This is a genomic window from Enterococcus sp. AZ126 (assembly GCF_051714545.1).
In the GTDB taxonomy this organism is placed as follows: Bacteria; Bacillota; Bacilli; order Lactobacillales; family Enterococcaceae; genus Enterococcus_L.
Genome location: NZ_JBIOSB010000001.1, coordinates 145,351 through 161,232 on the forward strand (window position 1 = coordinate 145,351; position 15,882 = coordinate 161,232).

Annotated in this window: 10 protein-coding genes; 7 read left to right on the forward strand and 3 right to left on the reverse strand. The window is 35.5% G+C overall.

All coding sequences use genetic code 11. From position 1 onward, the window contains the following. Positions 1–119: 119 nt before the first annotated feature. Together IGI43_RS00730 and IGI43_RS00735 are read right to left on the reverse strand one after the other, a co-directional pair. Positions 120–548 carry a hypothetical protein gene (locus tag IGI43_RS00730; RefSeq protein ID WP_438755894.1) on the reverse strand — a complete coding sequence of 143 codons (429 nt, stop codon included), beginning with the start codon at positions 546–548 and terminating at the stop codon, positions 120–122. 180 nt (positions 549–728) lie between these two features. Then, positions 729–2,018 carry an NAD(P)/FAD-dependent oxidoreductase gene (locus IGI43_RS00735; RefSeq protein WP_438755895.1) on the reverse strand — a complete coding sequence of 430 codons (1,290 nt, stop codon included), beginning with the start codon at positions 2,016–2,018 and terminating at the stop codon, positions 729–731. Positions 2,019–2,156: 138 nt separating this feature from the next. Here IGI43_RS00735 and gdhA point away from each other — a divergent pair, with 138 nt between their 5' ends. Both gdhA and IGI43_RS00745 read left to right on the forward strand, forming a co-directional pair. After that, a complete protein-coding gene (gdhA, locus tag IGI43_RS00740; RefSeq protein WP_438755896.1) occupies positions 2,157–3,503 on the forward strand; it encodes an NADP-specific glutamate dehydrogenase in 1,347 nt (448 codons plus the stop codon). A 275-nt stretch (positions 3,504–3,778) separates the two neighbouring features. Continuing rightward, the gene (locus IGI43_RS00745; protein ID WP_438755897.1) at positions 3,779–5,131 is read left to right on the forward strand and encodes a glucose-6-phosphate isomerase; all 1,353 of its coding nucleotides are present in this window, start codon (positions 3,779–3,781) and stop codon (positions 5,129–5,131) included. A 210-nt stretch (positions 5,132–5,341) separates the two neighbouring features. On the opposite strand, the gene IGI43_RS00750 is transcribed toward IGI43_RS00745, so the two are convergent. Next, complete coding sequence (locus IGI43_RS00750; protein ID WP_438755898.1) at positions 5,342–5,683, reverse strand: hypothetical protein; 342 nt, start codon at positions 5,681–5,683, stop codon at positions 5,342–5,344. Positions 5,684–6,003: 320 nt separating this feature from the next. Between IGI43_RS00750 and lepB the strand changes: the two genes are divergently transcribed. The 5 genes from lepB (at position 6,004) to pheS (ending at position 15,878) form a co-directional block, all read left to right on the forward strand. Next, positions 6,004–6,549: a signal peptidase I gene (lepB, locus tag IGI43_RS00755; protein ID WP_438755899.1), complete on the forward strand. Its 546-nt coding sequence runs from the start codon at positions 6,004–6,006 to the stop codon at positions 6,547–6,549. A 139-nt stretch (positions 6,550–6,688) separates the two neighbouring features. Beyond that, positions 6,689–10,267 (forward strand): PD-(D/E)XK nuclease family protein, encoded by a 3,579-nt coding sequence (locus IGI43_RS00760; protein ID WP_438755900.1) that lies wholly within the window; start codon positions 6,689–6,691, stop codon positions 10,265–10,267. Beyond that, positions 10,260–14,060, forward strand: coding sequence for a helicase-exonuclease AddAB subunit AddA (addA, locus tag IGI43_RS00765; RefSeq protein WP_438755901.1), 3,801 nt, complete (start codon positions 10,260–10,262; stop codon positions 14,058–14,060). The genes IGI43_RS00760 and addA overlap by 8 nt, the downstream gene beginning before the upstream one ends. 65 nt (positions 14,061–14,125) lie before the next feature. After that, entirely contained in the window at positions 14,126–14,470 is a 345-nt protein-coding gene (locus IGI43_RS00770; RefSeq protein WP_438755902.1) for a winged helix-turn-helix transcriptional regulator, read from the forward strand. 361 nt (positions 14,471–14,831) lie between these two features. Further along, positions 14,832–15,878 carry a phenylalanine--tRNA ligase subunit alpha gene (gene pheS, locus IGI43_RS00775; protein WP_438755903.1) on the forward strand — a complete coding sequence of 349 codons (1,047 nt, stop codon included), beginning with the start codon at positions 14,832–14,834 and terminating at the stop codon, positions 15,876–15,878. Positions 15,879–15,882: the final 4 nt, after the last annotated feature.

The following is a 15,882-nucleotide window of genomic DNA, read 5'->3' on the forward strand; positions in this document are numbered from 1 at the left end:
CCATTTGGTTGAGTTTTCTCGCTTTAGTCTTACTAGGTTGTGTGCTTTTTGTGTACCCTTAAATCAAAAAAAGTGGGACAATGATCAGATTTTTTCTGACTATTGTCCCAGAATTTTATTTAATAGAGTTCAACTCCAGAAACGTCACTTAATAATGAATCTAACGGCTCGATATTAAACACATATGAACGATAGCGAAATAGATGATTCAAAAGTATAAAGGCAGATAATTCAGTGAATAAAAATATTTTTAACGAAGCGATGGAAAGGCTAAGTAAAGAAATTGCTAAAAATAAAATAATAAATAATGAGAATAAGCGCTTGATATCATTTGTATTTGTAATCGTTATTTCTTTCGTTTCAGAAGTTACATATATTTTTTGAGAAAAGCGGAAAAGACCTTCTCTAAATTCAAGGGTATCTCCAACTTTAACCTCTAGTTCAGTTGTGATATTATTGAATAGTTTTCCTTGTTTAACACCATTTTTATATACAATGAAGTGACGTACGCATCCCCAAGTTGTTTGTCGTTTTAAGTTGATTTTCATCATAACCACCTCCTAAGACTATTTTCACATATGGAGAGTAAAAAAACATCAAACAAAAGACTGATTTATTTTTAACGATTTATCCTGCTAAAGTCGTAGTCGATGCGTTAAAGATAGAGTAATAAAAAACATACTGGATAAGGATTCCAGCATGTTTTTTATTCTATAGTAAGGATACACTTATTCCTCATCCAAATCAGGTAAATACGTATATTCTGCAATACTAGCTGCATGTGTTCCAGCCACATGTCCAGTGACAAAAGCAGCAGTAACGTTATAGCCTCCTGTATAACCATTAACATCAAGTAATTCACCTGCAAAAAACAAACCATTGACCAATTTACTTTCCATCGTTTTTGGTTGAACTTCTTTCAATGAAATACCGCCTCCGGTCACAAAAGACTTTTCGATTGGCAGTGTTTTTTCGGCTGTTATCTTAAAAGACTTTAATTGTTGAACGAGTTGATCCACTTGTTGATCTAAGACTTGTTTAGATTGGCTGTCGGCTAGGTTACATTTATTTAAGACGAAATCAAGCAGACGTTCTGGAACGAGATTTTTTAAAGCGTTTTTTGTTGATTTGTCTGGTTGATCTGAAAGTTTTCGTTTTATCTCTTTCGTTAGTTCTGCTATAGTTTTTTGAGGGAAAATATCTAATTGGAGCATAATAGGATTCTGATTGTTTTTGGCTATTTCCTGATTTACAAAACTTGAACATCTTAAAGCTGCTGGACCAGATAGACCAAAATGAGTAAAAAGAAGATCCATTTGATGTTCTACAACTTGTTTCCCTTTATTATTTAAAACAGAAAGTGAGATGTCTTGTAATGAAAGACCTTGCAAGGTTTTGTCTTTTATAAAATCATCGTTCGATAGTATTGGAGACTCAGTTGCATACAAGGTGCTGATCGTGTGACCTAATCTTTTTGCCAATTTGTAACCATCACCAGTTGAGCCAGTAGAAGGATAAGTTCGACCGCCTGTCGTTAAAATAACACAAGGAGCGTAAATTTTTTCATGCTCTAATGCAACTCCGATGACTTGATCTTCTTTGCGCAATATTTTTTCAACTTTTGCTTCTGTGTAGATCGTTACACCGAGTTGTTCTAATTGGTTAAACAAAGTCTCAACGATTGTTTTTGAACGATCAGTGACAGGAAACATTCGGCCATGATCTTCTTCTTTCAAGTGAGTTCCGTTTGATTCGAAGAACTCCATAATATCGTAATTGTTAAATTGTGAAAAAGCACTATATAAGAATTTTCCATTTCCAGGAATATGTGCAATAATTTCCTCTGCTGGACGATTGTTCGTCACGTTGCAACGACCACCACCAGTTAGTAAAAGTTTTTTACCTACTCGTTTGTTTTTTTCTATTAATAATGTATTGCTTCCAGATTTTGCTGCGGCAATAGCAGCCATCATACCACTTGTACCTGCCCCAACAACGATGACGTCGAATAATTTCATAAATTCTCCTCCATTTCAATGGTAGTTTAACACAATTTTCAAAACTTTTTCTACTTTTTTTGCAATTAATAGAAAAAAATTGTGGAAATTTTCAGAATTTAGGTTAAAATAGGATTATAACAATGAGAGGGTGATTAAATGGAAGCAAAACAGTACGTGGAAGAGATTCAAAAAAAGATTCATGAAAACGATCGAGGGCAAGTAGAATACTTGCAAGCAGTTGACGAGTTTTTACCAACGGTTGAGGTATTTTTAAAAGAAAATCCAGCATTCATTGAAGCCAATATTTTAGGTATCTTGATCGAGCCAGAGAGAATTTTACAGTTTAGAGTTCCTTGGCAAGATGATCAAGGAAATTGGCAAGTCAACCGCGGGTATCGTGTCCAATATAATTCTGCGATTGGTCCGTACAAAGGCGGCTTACGTTTTCACCCTAGCGTAAATTTAAGTGTGATGAAATTTTTAGCATTTGAACAAATCTTTAAAAATAGCTTGACTGGTTTACCAATTGGTGGTGGTAAAGGCGGGAGCGATTTTGATCCGAAAGGAAAATCAGATGCTGAAGTCATGCGTTTTTGTCAAAGTTTTATGACTGAGCTACAAAAACATATCGGACCAAGTACCGATGTACCAGCAGGAGACATTGGTGTTGGAGCAAGAGAGATTGGCTATTTGTTCGGGATGTACAAGCGTTTGAGAAATTATGATGCGGGTGTTCTTACTGGTAAACCATTAGGATACTGGGGCAGTGAAGCACGAACGGAAGCGACAGGATATGGCTGTGTTTATTTCGTCAAACATCTATTAAACGACTCAAATGATTCCTTTAAAGGGAAAAAAGTTGTTGTTTCAGGTAGTGGAAATGTGTCGATCTACGCGATAGAAAAAGCGAAAGAATTAGGTGCAACGGTTCTTACTTGTTCTGACTCAAATGGTTTTATTTACGATCCAAATGGTATTGATGTTGAATTAGTTAAAGAACTAAAAGAGAAAAATCGTGAACGCATTTCTAAGTATGTTGATACTCATTCAGGCGCGACGTATTATGACGGTCAATCAGTGTGGGATTTTGAAGTTTCTTATGATATTGCGTTGCCTTGTGCCACCCAAAATGAGATAAATGAAAAGCAAGCTGAAATTTTAGTCAAAAATGGCGGAAAGGTAGTTGCTGAAGGAGCGAATATGCCATGTACGTTGGATGCTGTTGCAGTACTCGATAAAGCAGGCGTATTGTATTGCCCAGGTAAAGCAGCAAATGCTGGTGGTGTAGCAGTTTCTGCATTAGAAATGAGCCAAAACTCAGAGCGTTTGTCTTGGTCATTTGAAAAAGTAGATGGCATGTTGGATGATATTATGAAAAATATTTATCAAACGTGTCGCGATACGGCTAATAAATATGATGCTGCGAATAATTTCGTTTTAGGGGCAAATGTTGCGGGATTTGAAAAAGTTGCTCGAGCTATGTTAAGCCAAGGATTAGTTTAGTCTAAAAGAAAAAATAGTTTGATTTTAACATTATAATTAGAAATAATGAAGAATAGTCGTAATGTCAATGGCATGATTATTCTTCATTTTTTTCAAGAAGTTTTTTGTCAATTTCATTTCAAGTTTCAAATGATTTACTTATTTAATAGTAGAGAGTATTCATTTTAGATGAAATAAAATAAAATTGGTACAGACAATCATAATTTGCTTGAAAAAAGCATCAAAAGAACGTAAAGTAGATACTGTACTAAGTTTAATTTCAAGGAGGAGAAGGAATGTCACACATTCAATTTGATTATTCCAATTTGACACCATTTGTTGCTGATCATGAATTGGAATACATGCAGGCACAAGTGACTGCCGTAGACAAAGCATTAAGAGAAGGTACTGGAGCTGGAAGTGATTTTACTGGTTGGATCGATTTACCAGAAAATTATGATAAAGATGAATTTGCTCGTATCAAAAAAGCAGCTGAAAAAATTCAATCAGATTCAGAAGTTTTAGTTGTAATTGGTATTGGTGGATCTTACTTGGGTGCAAGAGCAGCAATTGAATTTTTACATCATTCATTTAATAATTTATTATCAGCAGATGAAAGAAAAGCGCCACAAGTTTTCTTTGCAGGAAATAGTATCAGCTCAACATACTTAGCTGATTTAATAAATGTTATTGGTGATCGTGACTTCTCAGTTAATGTGATTTCTAAATCAGGCACAACGACAGAGCCTGCAATCGCATTTAGAGTATTCAAAGAATTATTGATTAAAAAATATGGTAAAGAAGAAGCAAATAAACGTATCTATGCAACAACTGATCGCGCTAAAGGTGCTGTTAAGGTGGAAGCAGATGCACAGGGTTGGGAAACATTTGTGATTCCTGATGATGTTGGTGGACGTTTTACTGTATTGACACCAGTTGGATTACTTCCAATTGCAGTTAGTGGTGGCGATATCGATGCTTTGATGACAGGTGCCAATGATGCGCGTAAGGAATATGCAACAACAACTGACTTAAGTAAAAATCAAGCATATCAATATGCTGCATTAAGAAATATTTTATACCGTAAAGGTAAAACAACTGAAATGTTGATCAACTACGAACCAGGGATGCACTATTTCTCTGAATGGTGGAAACAATTATTTGGTGAATCAGAAGGAAAAGACCAAAAAGGAATCTTCCCAGCAGCAGCTGATTTTTCTACTGATTTACATTCAATGGGTCAATATGTTCAGGACGGTATGCGTAACTTATTTGAAACAGTTGTAAAAGTTGACGCACCGCGCCATGTTGTTTCTATCCCTGAATTAACAGAAGATTTGGATGGATTAGGCTATCTACAAGGGAAAGAAATTGATTTCGTAAATACAAAAGCGTTTGAAGGAACGTTACTTGCTCATACAGATGGTGGCGTACCCAATATGATCGTTAAAATTCCTGCAATGGATGCTTATTCTTTAGGCTATGTTATGTATTTCTTTGAAATCGCAGTTGGAATTTCAGGTTATTTAAACGGTGTAAATCCATTTGATCAAGAAGGTGTAGAAGCATATAAGAAAAACATGTTCGCTTTACTTGGTAAACCTGGTTTTGAAGAACTAGCAAAAGAATTGAATGCACGTTTGAAATAAGCTAATTGAACAAAAAATACCGTTAATTGGAAGTTGATCCTTTTAACGGTATTTTTATATCAATTAAATAGAAATGACTGTTTCCTTTACAAGAAAAAGTTCAACGCATTTTATAAGATCATTTGTTCGTGCAAAATAGTTTGATAATTTTTAGGCAAGTGGATCGAGTGATCTGATTGTTGAACCAATCATGGGGGATCTTTAGTCTAATTATTTGAAGTCATCATCTTTTGGGTAAGGCAGAACATGCAATGAATAATCCTCTTCAACCGTTTCTTCATATTGTGGTTCCTGAGTATAACGATTATCATTGTAAGTATCTTGATTAAAATTGTACTGTTGGTTCGATTCATTCAGATCGACGTCATTTGTCTGCGATGATGTGGTGAGATCATTTTGAGCTAATCGTTCTTTAGCAGCTTGCTCTGCTTGACGGGTGTTATCGTGATGTGATTTTTTATCGCCACCTGTAAAAGTTAAATAGATAATCAATGCAATCATAATAATTGTTACTATAATTAAAGCAATAAACATGCCAAATGAGATAAACATGATAGTAATCCTCCTTTATCAATGCTGTGCTTCTTCAGTTTATCAAATGTTTCGTGTACAGTCATCTATTTTTCTCGAAAATGAGTAATTAAGTTTGATTACGTTTAAAAACGAAATAGCTTAGTAGCTATTCCAATAGAGAATGTTAAAACAGCAACTAAATTACTAAAATACGTGTCAATTTTTTTATTTCATTTAATAATTTAAGTTTCGACTCTTTAAATTATTAAAAGATGCCTTAAAATTTGCATAAAAAGAAAAGAATTCTGTAGAAAATCCGTTGTCTGTGGTAAAATATAGAAAGTAAGTTTTTTGGAGGAATGAATTTGAAGTCTAAAGAGTTATTACATACAGTTTTATTTTTTGTTGGTTTAGCTGCATTACTGTTTTTGTTAAGGCAGTTCGTCTTTACACCTGTTGTGGTCAAAGGACATTCCATGGATCCGACATTAGCTGATGGTGAACGAGTGATTGCTTTAAAAAACACGGAAATCAAGCGTTTTGATATTGTGACGTTCCCAGCACCAGATGAACCGGATAAGAATTATATCAAGCGAGTGATTGGCTTGCCTGGTGACACGATCGAGTCTAAAAATGATATTTTATATATCAATGGCAAAGAGGTAAAAGAACCTTATTTGGATGAATTCAAAAAGGACTTAACAGATGGCTCCCCTTTAACTTTTGATTTCACATTGAGTGAAGTTACAGGTGATAAGAAGGTTCCAGAAGGTGAATATTTTGTGATGGGTGACAATCGTAGGAATTCAAAGGATGGACGAATGATCGGCTTCATTGATAAAGATAAAATATCAGGTGATGTTAAATTTGTTCTATGGCCGTTAAATCGTTTTGGGACGATTTAAATAGTGACTCAATGAATGCTATATAAGAAAGTTCTCTTTTGATTAAGAGGCTTTTTTTTTTGTGAATGAATCAGAAGTATATTTAAGTTTGTTTTATGATAAACTAAGAACATGGAACATTTATAAAGGATGTGAAAAAATGAGTCTGCAATTTATCCGTGGCACTGCTGAAATGGATCTAGAGGAAGCCCTTTTGCAAGCTTCAGTAGAGTGGTTATCAGAAAATGATTCACACGAAGTTTTTTATTTAGTACCGAATCATATGAAATTTGAGCAAGAGATCAATGCACTTAAACGAATTAAACAAATCCATTCGAATCATAGTGATTCAATTGCGACCATGCGCTTTCAAGTCTTTAGTTTTTATCGGTTAGCATGGTACTTTTTACAACATACACAGTATTATAGTTCAGAGATCCTTTCCGAAGCAGGAGCTGCAATGGTTTTTAGAAAGATTTTGTCGGAAAATGAAGAATCATTGAATGTCTTTCGTGGAGAAGTGAATAAATCAGGATTTATCCAACAGTTATTTGACTTGTATCAGGAAATAAAAGATGGAAATATTGATTTAGTTGAGTTGTTTGGCCAATTATCAGGACCAAATTCAGATAGTAAAGAACAGGATCTACAATTAAAGATTCAAGACATCAAATTAATTTTTTCAAAATTCGAAGAAACAATGATGCAATATGGCATTAAATCAGCAGAAATCATCAATTATTTGACTGATTATTTAGAAACGAAAGACTTGAGTAATGTGTTATTTGTGATCAATGGCTATCATCATTTTTCAGCTAGAGAGTTGAAGCTGATCGATACGTTGATGCGGCGAGGTGGTGAAGTTAAGGTATCTTTGGTGTTGGATAAAAAATATCCGAATGAACGACCTTCGTTGATGAATTTATTTTATGAAACAGGTACGACCTATCACCAACTGTATCAACTTGCTAGAAATGCTAATGTGCCGATACTGCCTGATCATATTGAAAAAAATAATGTGTTGATAGCTGACAAGAGTCTTAAATCCCTTGGAAACTATTGGGTTAAGGCGCAAGAAAATCATCCTAAAAAAGAAAAACAAGAGATCAAAGAGGATCATTTACAATTTTGGTGTGCAGAAAATCTTAAGGAAGAAATCAATCATATCGCAAAAGAAATCAGAAGATTAGTCGTTGAAGAAAAGTATCGGTATAAAGATATTCAATTGCTGACGCGTGAGTTGGACAGTTACGAATCGTTGATTGAACCACTATTTTCCATGCATAAAATTCCCATTTACTTAGATCGAGATATGGCAATGGAACAGCATCCTTTAGTTGAATTTATTCAGTCTTTGTTTGCGATCCATGCGTACCATTATCGTTATCGAGATGTGTTACGTTTTTTAAGAACTGAATTATTTTTTCCAATCGAAGATCAAGTCTCCAGTGAAGAATGGCGAACACAGCGAGATGAATGGCGGCGTAAAGTTGATTTGGCCGAAAATGTGGTTTTAGCATACGGGTATGAGGGATACCATTGGGAAAAAGATAAGGACTGGCATTTTATCCGTTACGATTTTGAAGCAGAACAGCAAGATGATACTGAATTGATCGAACAAGAATCAAATGCTGTACGAAAAATGATTCAACAAACTGTCCCCTCTTTTTTTGTAAAACTTAAAAAAGCAAAAACCGGAATCGAAGCTGCGGATTATTTTTATCGTTTTTTAGTGAATAATGGTGTAGAAAAGCAGTTAATGATGTGGCGTAATCAGGCAATTGAAAAGGGACAATTAGAAGAGGCCCGCAACCATGAACAGACGTGGGAAGCGTTGATGACTTTATTTGATGAATATGTGACGATTTATGGCAATGACTCGTTTGACTTAGTTTTGTTTGAAGAAATTTTCTCTAGCGGGTTAGAAGGGCTACGTTATAATAAAGTACCAACGGCTATTGATCAGGTACAAGTTCGCTCAATCGATCTTGCTAGGCCTGGGCAGGCAAAAGTCGTATTTGCAATTGGCTTGACAGATCAGGTTTTACCACAAAAATTCGATAATAAAACGTTGCTGTCTGATGAAGAACGGCAATTTGTTAATGGTCACTTAGAAGATGGGCAGTTTTTAATGAATGATACGAGAAAAAGTATTGCCAAGGAACCATTTAATGCCTATATCATGTTTAATTCGGCAACAGAACGTTTGTATTTTTCGTATCCTAGTGTGAAAGATACTGCCAAAGACGTTAAAGCCTCTGCCTATTTAACCAATATTCAAAATGACTTAGGTTTGCACAAACAACAAAGAAATGGGCTTATGATTTCAGATGATGAACAGGTTAGTTTAGAACATATCGGAACTTACAGAACGTTGATTAGTGACTTAACCAATTTAAAGCGGCAGAAAAAAGAAACGCACGAAGGAATACCGTCTTTTTGGGATGCTTTGGAACGAGAATTAATGACACGCTCACAAGCAAAACTAGCAAGACATGTCTTTGAAAGTCTGGGTCATAAAAATTTGCCAGAAAATTTACAAGAGCATCTAGCGGATGAATTATATACAAAACATATTTATACATCTGTTTCTAGAATGGAAAGTTTCTATCGATGCCAGTATCAATATTTTTCGCGTTTTGGTTTAGGATTAAAAGAAAGAGATGTTTTTGGTTTATCGCCAGCGGCAACGGGTGATTTTTTCCATGAGGCATTGGACCAGTTCTTTAAATTATTGATCATGCAAAAGAAACAATTATCTGAGCTGACCGATCGGGAAGTCAACGAGTTTACGGAACAAATCCTGAATGCTGTGTTCGGCGAGATAAAATTTTCGATTCTTGATTCATCGAGTCGAATGAATTATATTCGCTATCAGCTTGGGCAAACGATAAAAAAAGTTAGTTGGGCACTGAAACGGCAAAGTGAACGCAGTGGAATGACAGCTGTTCAGACAGAAGTTTTGTTCGGTCAGATCGCTAGTCAAAAAGGGATCAAAGGGTTAGAACTACCTCTCGAAAATGGGGGGAATATAAGTGTTAGAGGTAAGATTGATCGCTTGGATCAACTGGTGACACCTGATTCTGTCTATTTAGGAGTCGTAGATTATAAATCGAGTCACAAAAAATTTAATATTACAGAAGCGTATTATGGACTAGCAATGCAGATGCTCACATACTTGGATGTCGCGTTGATGGATGCTGTGAATTTAGTAGGTCAATCGGCCAAACCGGCAGGTTCGTTTTATCTTCATGTGCACAATCCTATTCTTCCATATGAAACGGAAGATAAAAAAGAACAGCAACTTTTAAAGAAATTTCAATTTGATGGATTGTTATTGAATGACCCAGTCTTACTTGAAAATCTGGATAAAAGTTTGCAAGCCAAACAAAGTTCTTTGATTTACCCGATAGAAGAATCAGCTAAAGAAATAATTAAACCAGGTCGTCGTCAAGAAGATAAATTTGTAACAGAACCAGAGTTAGATGCGTTATTGATCCATAACCGCAGCAAGTTTATTGAAGCCGGGAATAAGATTATTAGCGGTGAGATCGGTTTGAATCCAGCTTATCAAGGAAAAGAACGAATTGCTTGTCGTTTTTGTCCATTTCGAAGTGTCTGTAACTTTGATGTGATGCTAAAAGAAAATAATTACAATCGAATTGAGACGTTATCTAAAAAAGAAGTGATGGATCGTTTGATTGACAATGATCAAAAGGGAGGACGGATAGATGAGTAAGATAATTCCTTTACGTCCAGAAAATGAACAATTTACCGACAATCAATGGCAAGCTGTTTTTGACGGAAATGAAAATATTTTAGTGTCGGCCTCCGCAGGTTCTGGGAAAACAACTGTTCTTGTCCGCAGAGTCATCGAAAAGCTAAAAAGTGGTGTAGATATTGATCGTTTATTGATCGTAACCTATACAGAGGCTGCAGCCAAAGAAATGAAAGAACGAATTCAGCTTGCTTTGCAAAAAGCGATCACAAATGAGAGTGATCAAGAGAAAAAACAGCACTTTATTAGACAATTGACCTTGCTGCCTACAGCTAATATCAGTACCTTGCATGCATTTTGTCTAACAGTGATTCGTCGTTTTTATTATTTGATCGAAATGGATCCAGTTTTTCGATTGTTGACAGATGAGACCGAGATGTTGCTTTTAAAAGAGGATGTTTGGGATGAGCTTAGAGAGCAATTCTACGCGGAAAACCAAGAATCTTTTTACCAGTTGACTAGTAATTTTTCAAATGATCGTAGTGATGACGGATTGACTCGTTTGATTTTTTCATTATATGAATTTGCCCGTGCCAATCCCGATCCTGATGATTGGTTGATGCATCTAGCTGATAGTTATCGTGTCGCTGGACAATTAGGTGATTCAGTTTTATTTCAAGAGTATTTAAAACCTCAGCTGATGGAAAGTCTGTTTCGGTGTGTAAATCGTTATGAAGAGATGATCCGTTTAACTGAAGGAGAAGAAAAATTAGGGAAAATCGAGATTCTTGCCAGAAATGAAAAAGATTTTGTTGAGACCTTTATCAGCCAGTTAGCAGATAATGATTTAGAAGCAGGATTTGAAATTTCTAAGACGATTACTTTTGAACGTTATCCTACTGTGCGTGTGGAAGAGCTAAAAGAAATAGCTGCACAAGCGAAAAATTTACGAGAACAAAATAAAAAAGCTATAAATGATAGCTTGAATAACTTGTTTACGTTATCACCAGAACAAATGAAGGAGATTTTAGACCAATCACAGCCACTTGTTGAAGAAATGGCTAAAGTCGGAAAAGCGTTCATAGAGAGTTATAGTAAACAGAAACTGAGAAAAGGGTTAGTCGATTTCAATGATTTGGAGCATTTCACATTAGCGATTTTAGCAAAAAAAGAAGCAGGTGAATGGTCGGCTACAGAAGCTTCAAACTATTATCGCGATAAATTTGATGAAGTTTTAGTCGATGAGTATCAAGATATCAATCGATTACAAGAGACGATCCTTTATTGGTTAAGAAGACCAACGGCAGAAGAAGGCAACTTATTCATGGTGGGCGATGTAAAACAGTCTATCTATTCCTTCCGTTTAGCTGATCCAACGCTTTTTATTGAAAAATACAATCAATATGGTCAAAATAAAGAAGGAAAACGAATCGTTTTAGCTGAAAATTTTCGTTCCAGAAAAAACGTATTGGATTTTACCAATTTAGTTTTTGAGCAATTAATGGACGAACGTGTCGGTCAAATCGAATATGACGAAGCGGCTCGACTTATTCATGGGTTCGATCAGTTTTCAGAAGCTGAAAATTATGATACTGAGCTATTGATTTATGAAAAAAAATCAGAGCAGCAGGAAGAAAGCTTGCAAGTGACGGATGATTCTCAATTAATTCTGGAAGATAAAACTGAAGGCGAATTGCACATGACCGCGCTGAAAATAAGAGAATTGATCGATAATAAATTTTTGATCTATGATAAATCGGTCAAAGAAAATCGACCACTTACCTATAAAGATATTGTGCTGTTGACACCGACGAAGAAAAATAATTTGACCATTTTAGAAATTTTCAAGCTAGCTGGAATTCCAATTCAGGTAAATGATGCTCAAAATTATTTTCAAGCAACAGAAGTTCAAACAATGGTGTCTCTACTACAGATCATCGATAATCCTTATCAAGATATTCCGTTAGCAGCTGTCTTGCGATCACCGATCGTAGGGTTGAAAGAAAATGAATTAGTGACGATCCGTTTGGCAGCTAAAAAAAGTTCATTTTACGAAGCTTTTTTATCGTTTAATCTAAATGATACTAACGAAAAAGAGCATCAAACGTTAAAAGAAAAGACTATGCAATTTGCTGAATGGTTAGAGAAATGGCGAGAAATGGCCAGACGCAATCAATTAGCGACATTGATTTGGCAAATTTATCAAGATACTGCGTATTTAGATTATGTAGGAGGAATGCCTGCTGGTAAACAACGACAAGCCAATTTATTTGCATTAGTTGACCGAGCAGCAAGTTATGAGCAGACCAGTTTCCGTGGATTATTTCAGTTTGTTCGTTTTATTGAAAAAATGCAGGAAAAAGATAAGGATTTAGCAGAACCCGTGATTTTGAGCGATGAAAATGCGGTGCGGGTGATGACGATCCATGCGAGTAAAGGGTTAGAATTTCCTGTCGTTTTTATTCTAGACATGACCAAAGAGTTCAATCTTGGTGATTTAAATGAACGGTATATATTTGATGATCGTTTAGGTGTAGGGATTCGTTATCTTGACCAAACAGAACGTATGTTGTATGAAACATTGCCGTTTTTGGCAATCAAACAAGCGAAATTAAAAAAATTACTTTCAGAAGAAATGCGTAAATTATATGTTGCATTGACACGAGCAGAGCAAAAACTTTATTTGGTCGGTTCTTACAACAATCAAGAGGCTGCTTTCAAAGAATGGCTGAAAGTTGGAGATGTTCAGACAAAAGTCTTACCTAGTGAAAATCGTCTGCAAGGGAAAAGTAGTTTGATGAACTGGGTTGGGATGAGTTTGATTCGTCATCAAAAAATGTCAGAATTTCAAACAACCTTTGTTACTGAAACAGTAGCTGGAATCACGCAACATGCTGCAGGGTTCAATGTTTCTTTTGTAACGGAAAAAGAAATACAAGATCAATTTGCGACCCTTCAATTTATTGAAACAGATTCCTTAAAAAAAGTGAGCTCTCAGACAAGTGATCCAAAAAAGATAAAAAAAGCTCTTCAACGTTTGAACTATGATTATCCTTATCAGCTTTCAACAAAAACAACAAATTATCAATCAGTATCAGAAATAAAACGTGTATTTGAAGATCCAGATAATAAAGAAATTGCTAAAATAGAAGTAGATGAAAAAAATACAATTCAGGAAACTCCGATGATTATTCATCGGATGAGTGAAGGAGAATTAGGGAAACCCAGATTTATCGAAACGATCCGAAAACCATCGGCTGTTGAAATCGGTACAGCAACTCATTATTTATTACAGCTTTTGGATTTAAACGAAGCACCGACAAAGGCTACCATTGGTGTATTGCTTGAGGAATTAGTTCAAACAAAAATCATCCAAGAAAATGTAGCCAAACAAATCAATATTGAACAAGTGTTATCATTTTACCGCACAAGTTTAGGACAAAAATTACTTGAAAATCCAGCACTGGTCATTCGTGAACAGCCGTTTTCAATGTTGTTGAAAGCAGAAGAATTGATCAAAGATTACCCAAAAGAAACACAAGATGATCTATTGATCCATGGTATGATCGATGGATACATTTTGCACGATGAGGACTGCATTCTCTATGATTACAAGACTGATTTTGTCCAAGATATTGACAATCCACAAGAAATCAAAAAAGTTATTCAGCGTTATAGAGGTCAGCTGAACTTATATCGAAAAGCGTTGACACAAGCAACGAATAAACAAGTAAATCAAGTATTACTAGTATTATTGTCTGCAGGGATCATTATTGATTTGGACAAAGAGCAAATTATTGAAAAAATGAATTAAATTGAAAGCAGATATACTTACAAATTGTAAGTTGTGTGCTATACTCAGTTTACGAGGTGAGGAAAATGGAGCAAGTAAAAACAACCGAATTTTCACTATGTCCCAAATTCGAAAAGGCATTTACGATTTTAGGAAAGAAATGGAATGGTTTGATTATTGATGTCTTGTTGGAAAATGGTCCTCAACGATTTGGCGAGTTAAAACAAAAAATCCCTGAACTAAGCGATCGTGTATTAGTGGAACGCTTGAAAGAATTAGAAGGGGAAGGGATCATCTCAAAAGCAGTTCGCTGTGATGAGAGCAGTCGTCTAGAGTATTTTCTCACAAATAAAGGTAAGGACCTACAACATGCAATGGAACAAATCCAGCATTGGGCAGAAAAATGGGTCACTGCGGAAGAATGCAGTTGACCTCAGATGTAAATTCTTGTACACTATAATCAATTGAATAACAAAAAATGTAGATGGAAAAGAGTAATTTGGCTGATACGAAAAGGGAAAACCTGTCTTAGACTGAAAACAGGGTACGTAATCGAAAAATGAAGTTCACTTCCGGAGTTTGTTTGTTCCAAAGAGATCAGACCGGTGAAAGCCGTTATATGAATTGAGTGCATGATTTTTTATCATGAAGTAGGATGGTAACACGATAGCTCGTTCCTTAATATAGGAGCGGGCTATCGTTTTTTTTAATTAGTTTGTTGTAAAAAATGACTTGTTTTCATCAATACTTTATACTCAATTTTGTTACCAAACAAAAGAAAGGAATAAAAAAATGACATTAAAAGCTCAATTAGAAGCATTAAGAGATGAAACGTTGAATAATATTCAAACTGTATCTGATCTTAAAGCACTAAACCAAATCAGAGTAGAGACACTGGGGAAAAAAGGTCCAATCACAGAAGTGCTAAGAGGCATGAAGGATTTATCAGCTGAGGAACGTCCGATAGTAGGAAGTTTTGCTAATGAAATTCGCGATATGTTGAGTGACGCTATTGAAGCACGCAAAGAAGTTTTAGAAACTATTGCGTTAAATGCGGCGTTAGAACAAGAGACGATCGATGTTACCTTACCTGGAAAACAGATGACCCACGGTACACGTCATGTATTATCTCAAGTAATGGAAGAAATCGAAGATATCTTTGTTGGTATGGGATACCAAGTTGTTGAAGGATATGAAGTAGAGTCGGATCAATATAATTTTGAGCGCATGAATTTACCTAAAGATCATCCAGCTCGCGACATGCAAGATACATTTTATATTTCTGATGATATTTTGATTCGTACTCATACATCACCTGTTCAAGCCAGAACCATGGAAAAACATGATTTTTCAAAAGGTGCATTACGCATGATTTCTCCAGGAAAAGTATTTCGTAGAGATACAGATGATGCGACGCATAGTCATCAATTCCATCAAATTGAAGGCTTAGTTATCGATAAAAATATTACGATGGGGGACCTAAAAGGAACCTTAGAAGTTGTAATGAAAAAAATGTTTGGTGAAGACCGTAAGATTCGCCTGCGTCCAAGTTATTTTCCGTTTACAGAACCATCTGTTGAAGTTGATGTTAGTTGCTTTAAATGTGGAGGCGCTGGATGTAATGTTTGTAAGCATACTGGCTGGATTGAAATTTTAGGTGCCGGCATGGTTCATCCAGATGTTCTATCTATGTCAGGGATCGATCCAAATGAATATACAGGTTTTGCTTTTGGCTTAGGACCAGATCGTGTAGCAATGCTGCGTTATGGTGTGAACGACATACGTAATTTCTATCAAAATGATTTACGTTTCTTAAATCAGTTCAAGGTAAAGGAGTAATCGA

Excerpts from the sequence above, each read along its gene's own strand:
- IGI43_RS00760 (WP_438755900.1), top strand. The coding sequence starts at position 6,689 with ATGAGTCTGCAATTTATCCGTGGCACTGCTGAAATGGATCTAGAGGAA.
- lepB (WP_438755899.1), top strand. The coding sequence starts at position 6,004 with ATGAATTTGAAGTCTAAAGAGTTATTACATACAGTTTTATTTTTTGTT.
- pheS (WP_438755903.1), top strand. The coding sequence starts at position 14,832 with ATGACATTAAAAGCTCAATTAGAAGCATTAAGAGATGAAACGTTGAAT.
- IGI43_RS00770 (WP_438755902.1), top strand. The coding sequence starts at position 14,126 with ATGGAGCAAGTAAAAACAACCGAATTTTCACTATGTCCCAAATTCGAA.
- IGI43_RS00745 (WP_438755897.1), top strand. The coding sequence starts at position 3,779 with ATGTCACACATTCAATTTGATTATTCCAATTTGACACCATTTGTTGCT.
- IGI43_RS00730 (WP_438755894.1), bottom strand. The coding sequence starts at position 548 with ATGAAAATCAACTTAAAACGACAAACAACTTGGGGATGCGTACGTCAC.
- gdhA (WP_438755896.1), top strand. The coding sequence starts at position 2,157 with ATGGAAGCAAAACAGTACGTGGAAGAGATTCAAAAAAAGATTCATGAA.
- IGI43_RS00750 (WP_438755898.1), bottom strand. The coding sequence starts at position 5,683 with ATGTTTATCTCATTTGGCATGTTTATTGCTTTAATTATAGTAACAATT.
- addA (WP_438755901.1), top strand. The coding sequence starts at position 10,260 with ATGAGTAAGATAATTCCTTTACGTCCAGAAAATGAACAATTTACCGAC.
- IGI43_RS00735 (WP_438755895.1), bottom strand. The coding sequence starts at position 2,018 with ATGAAATTATTCGACGTCATCGTTGTTGGGGCAGGTACAAGTGGTATG.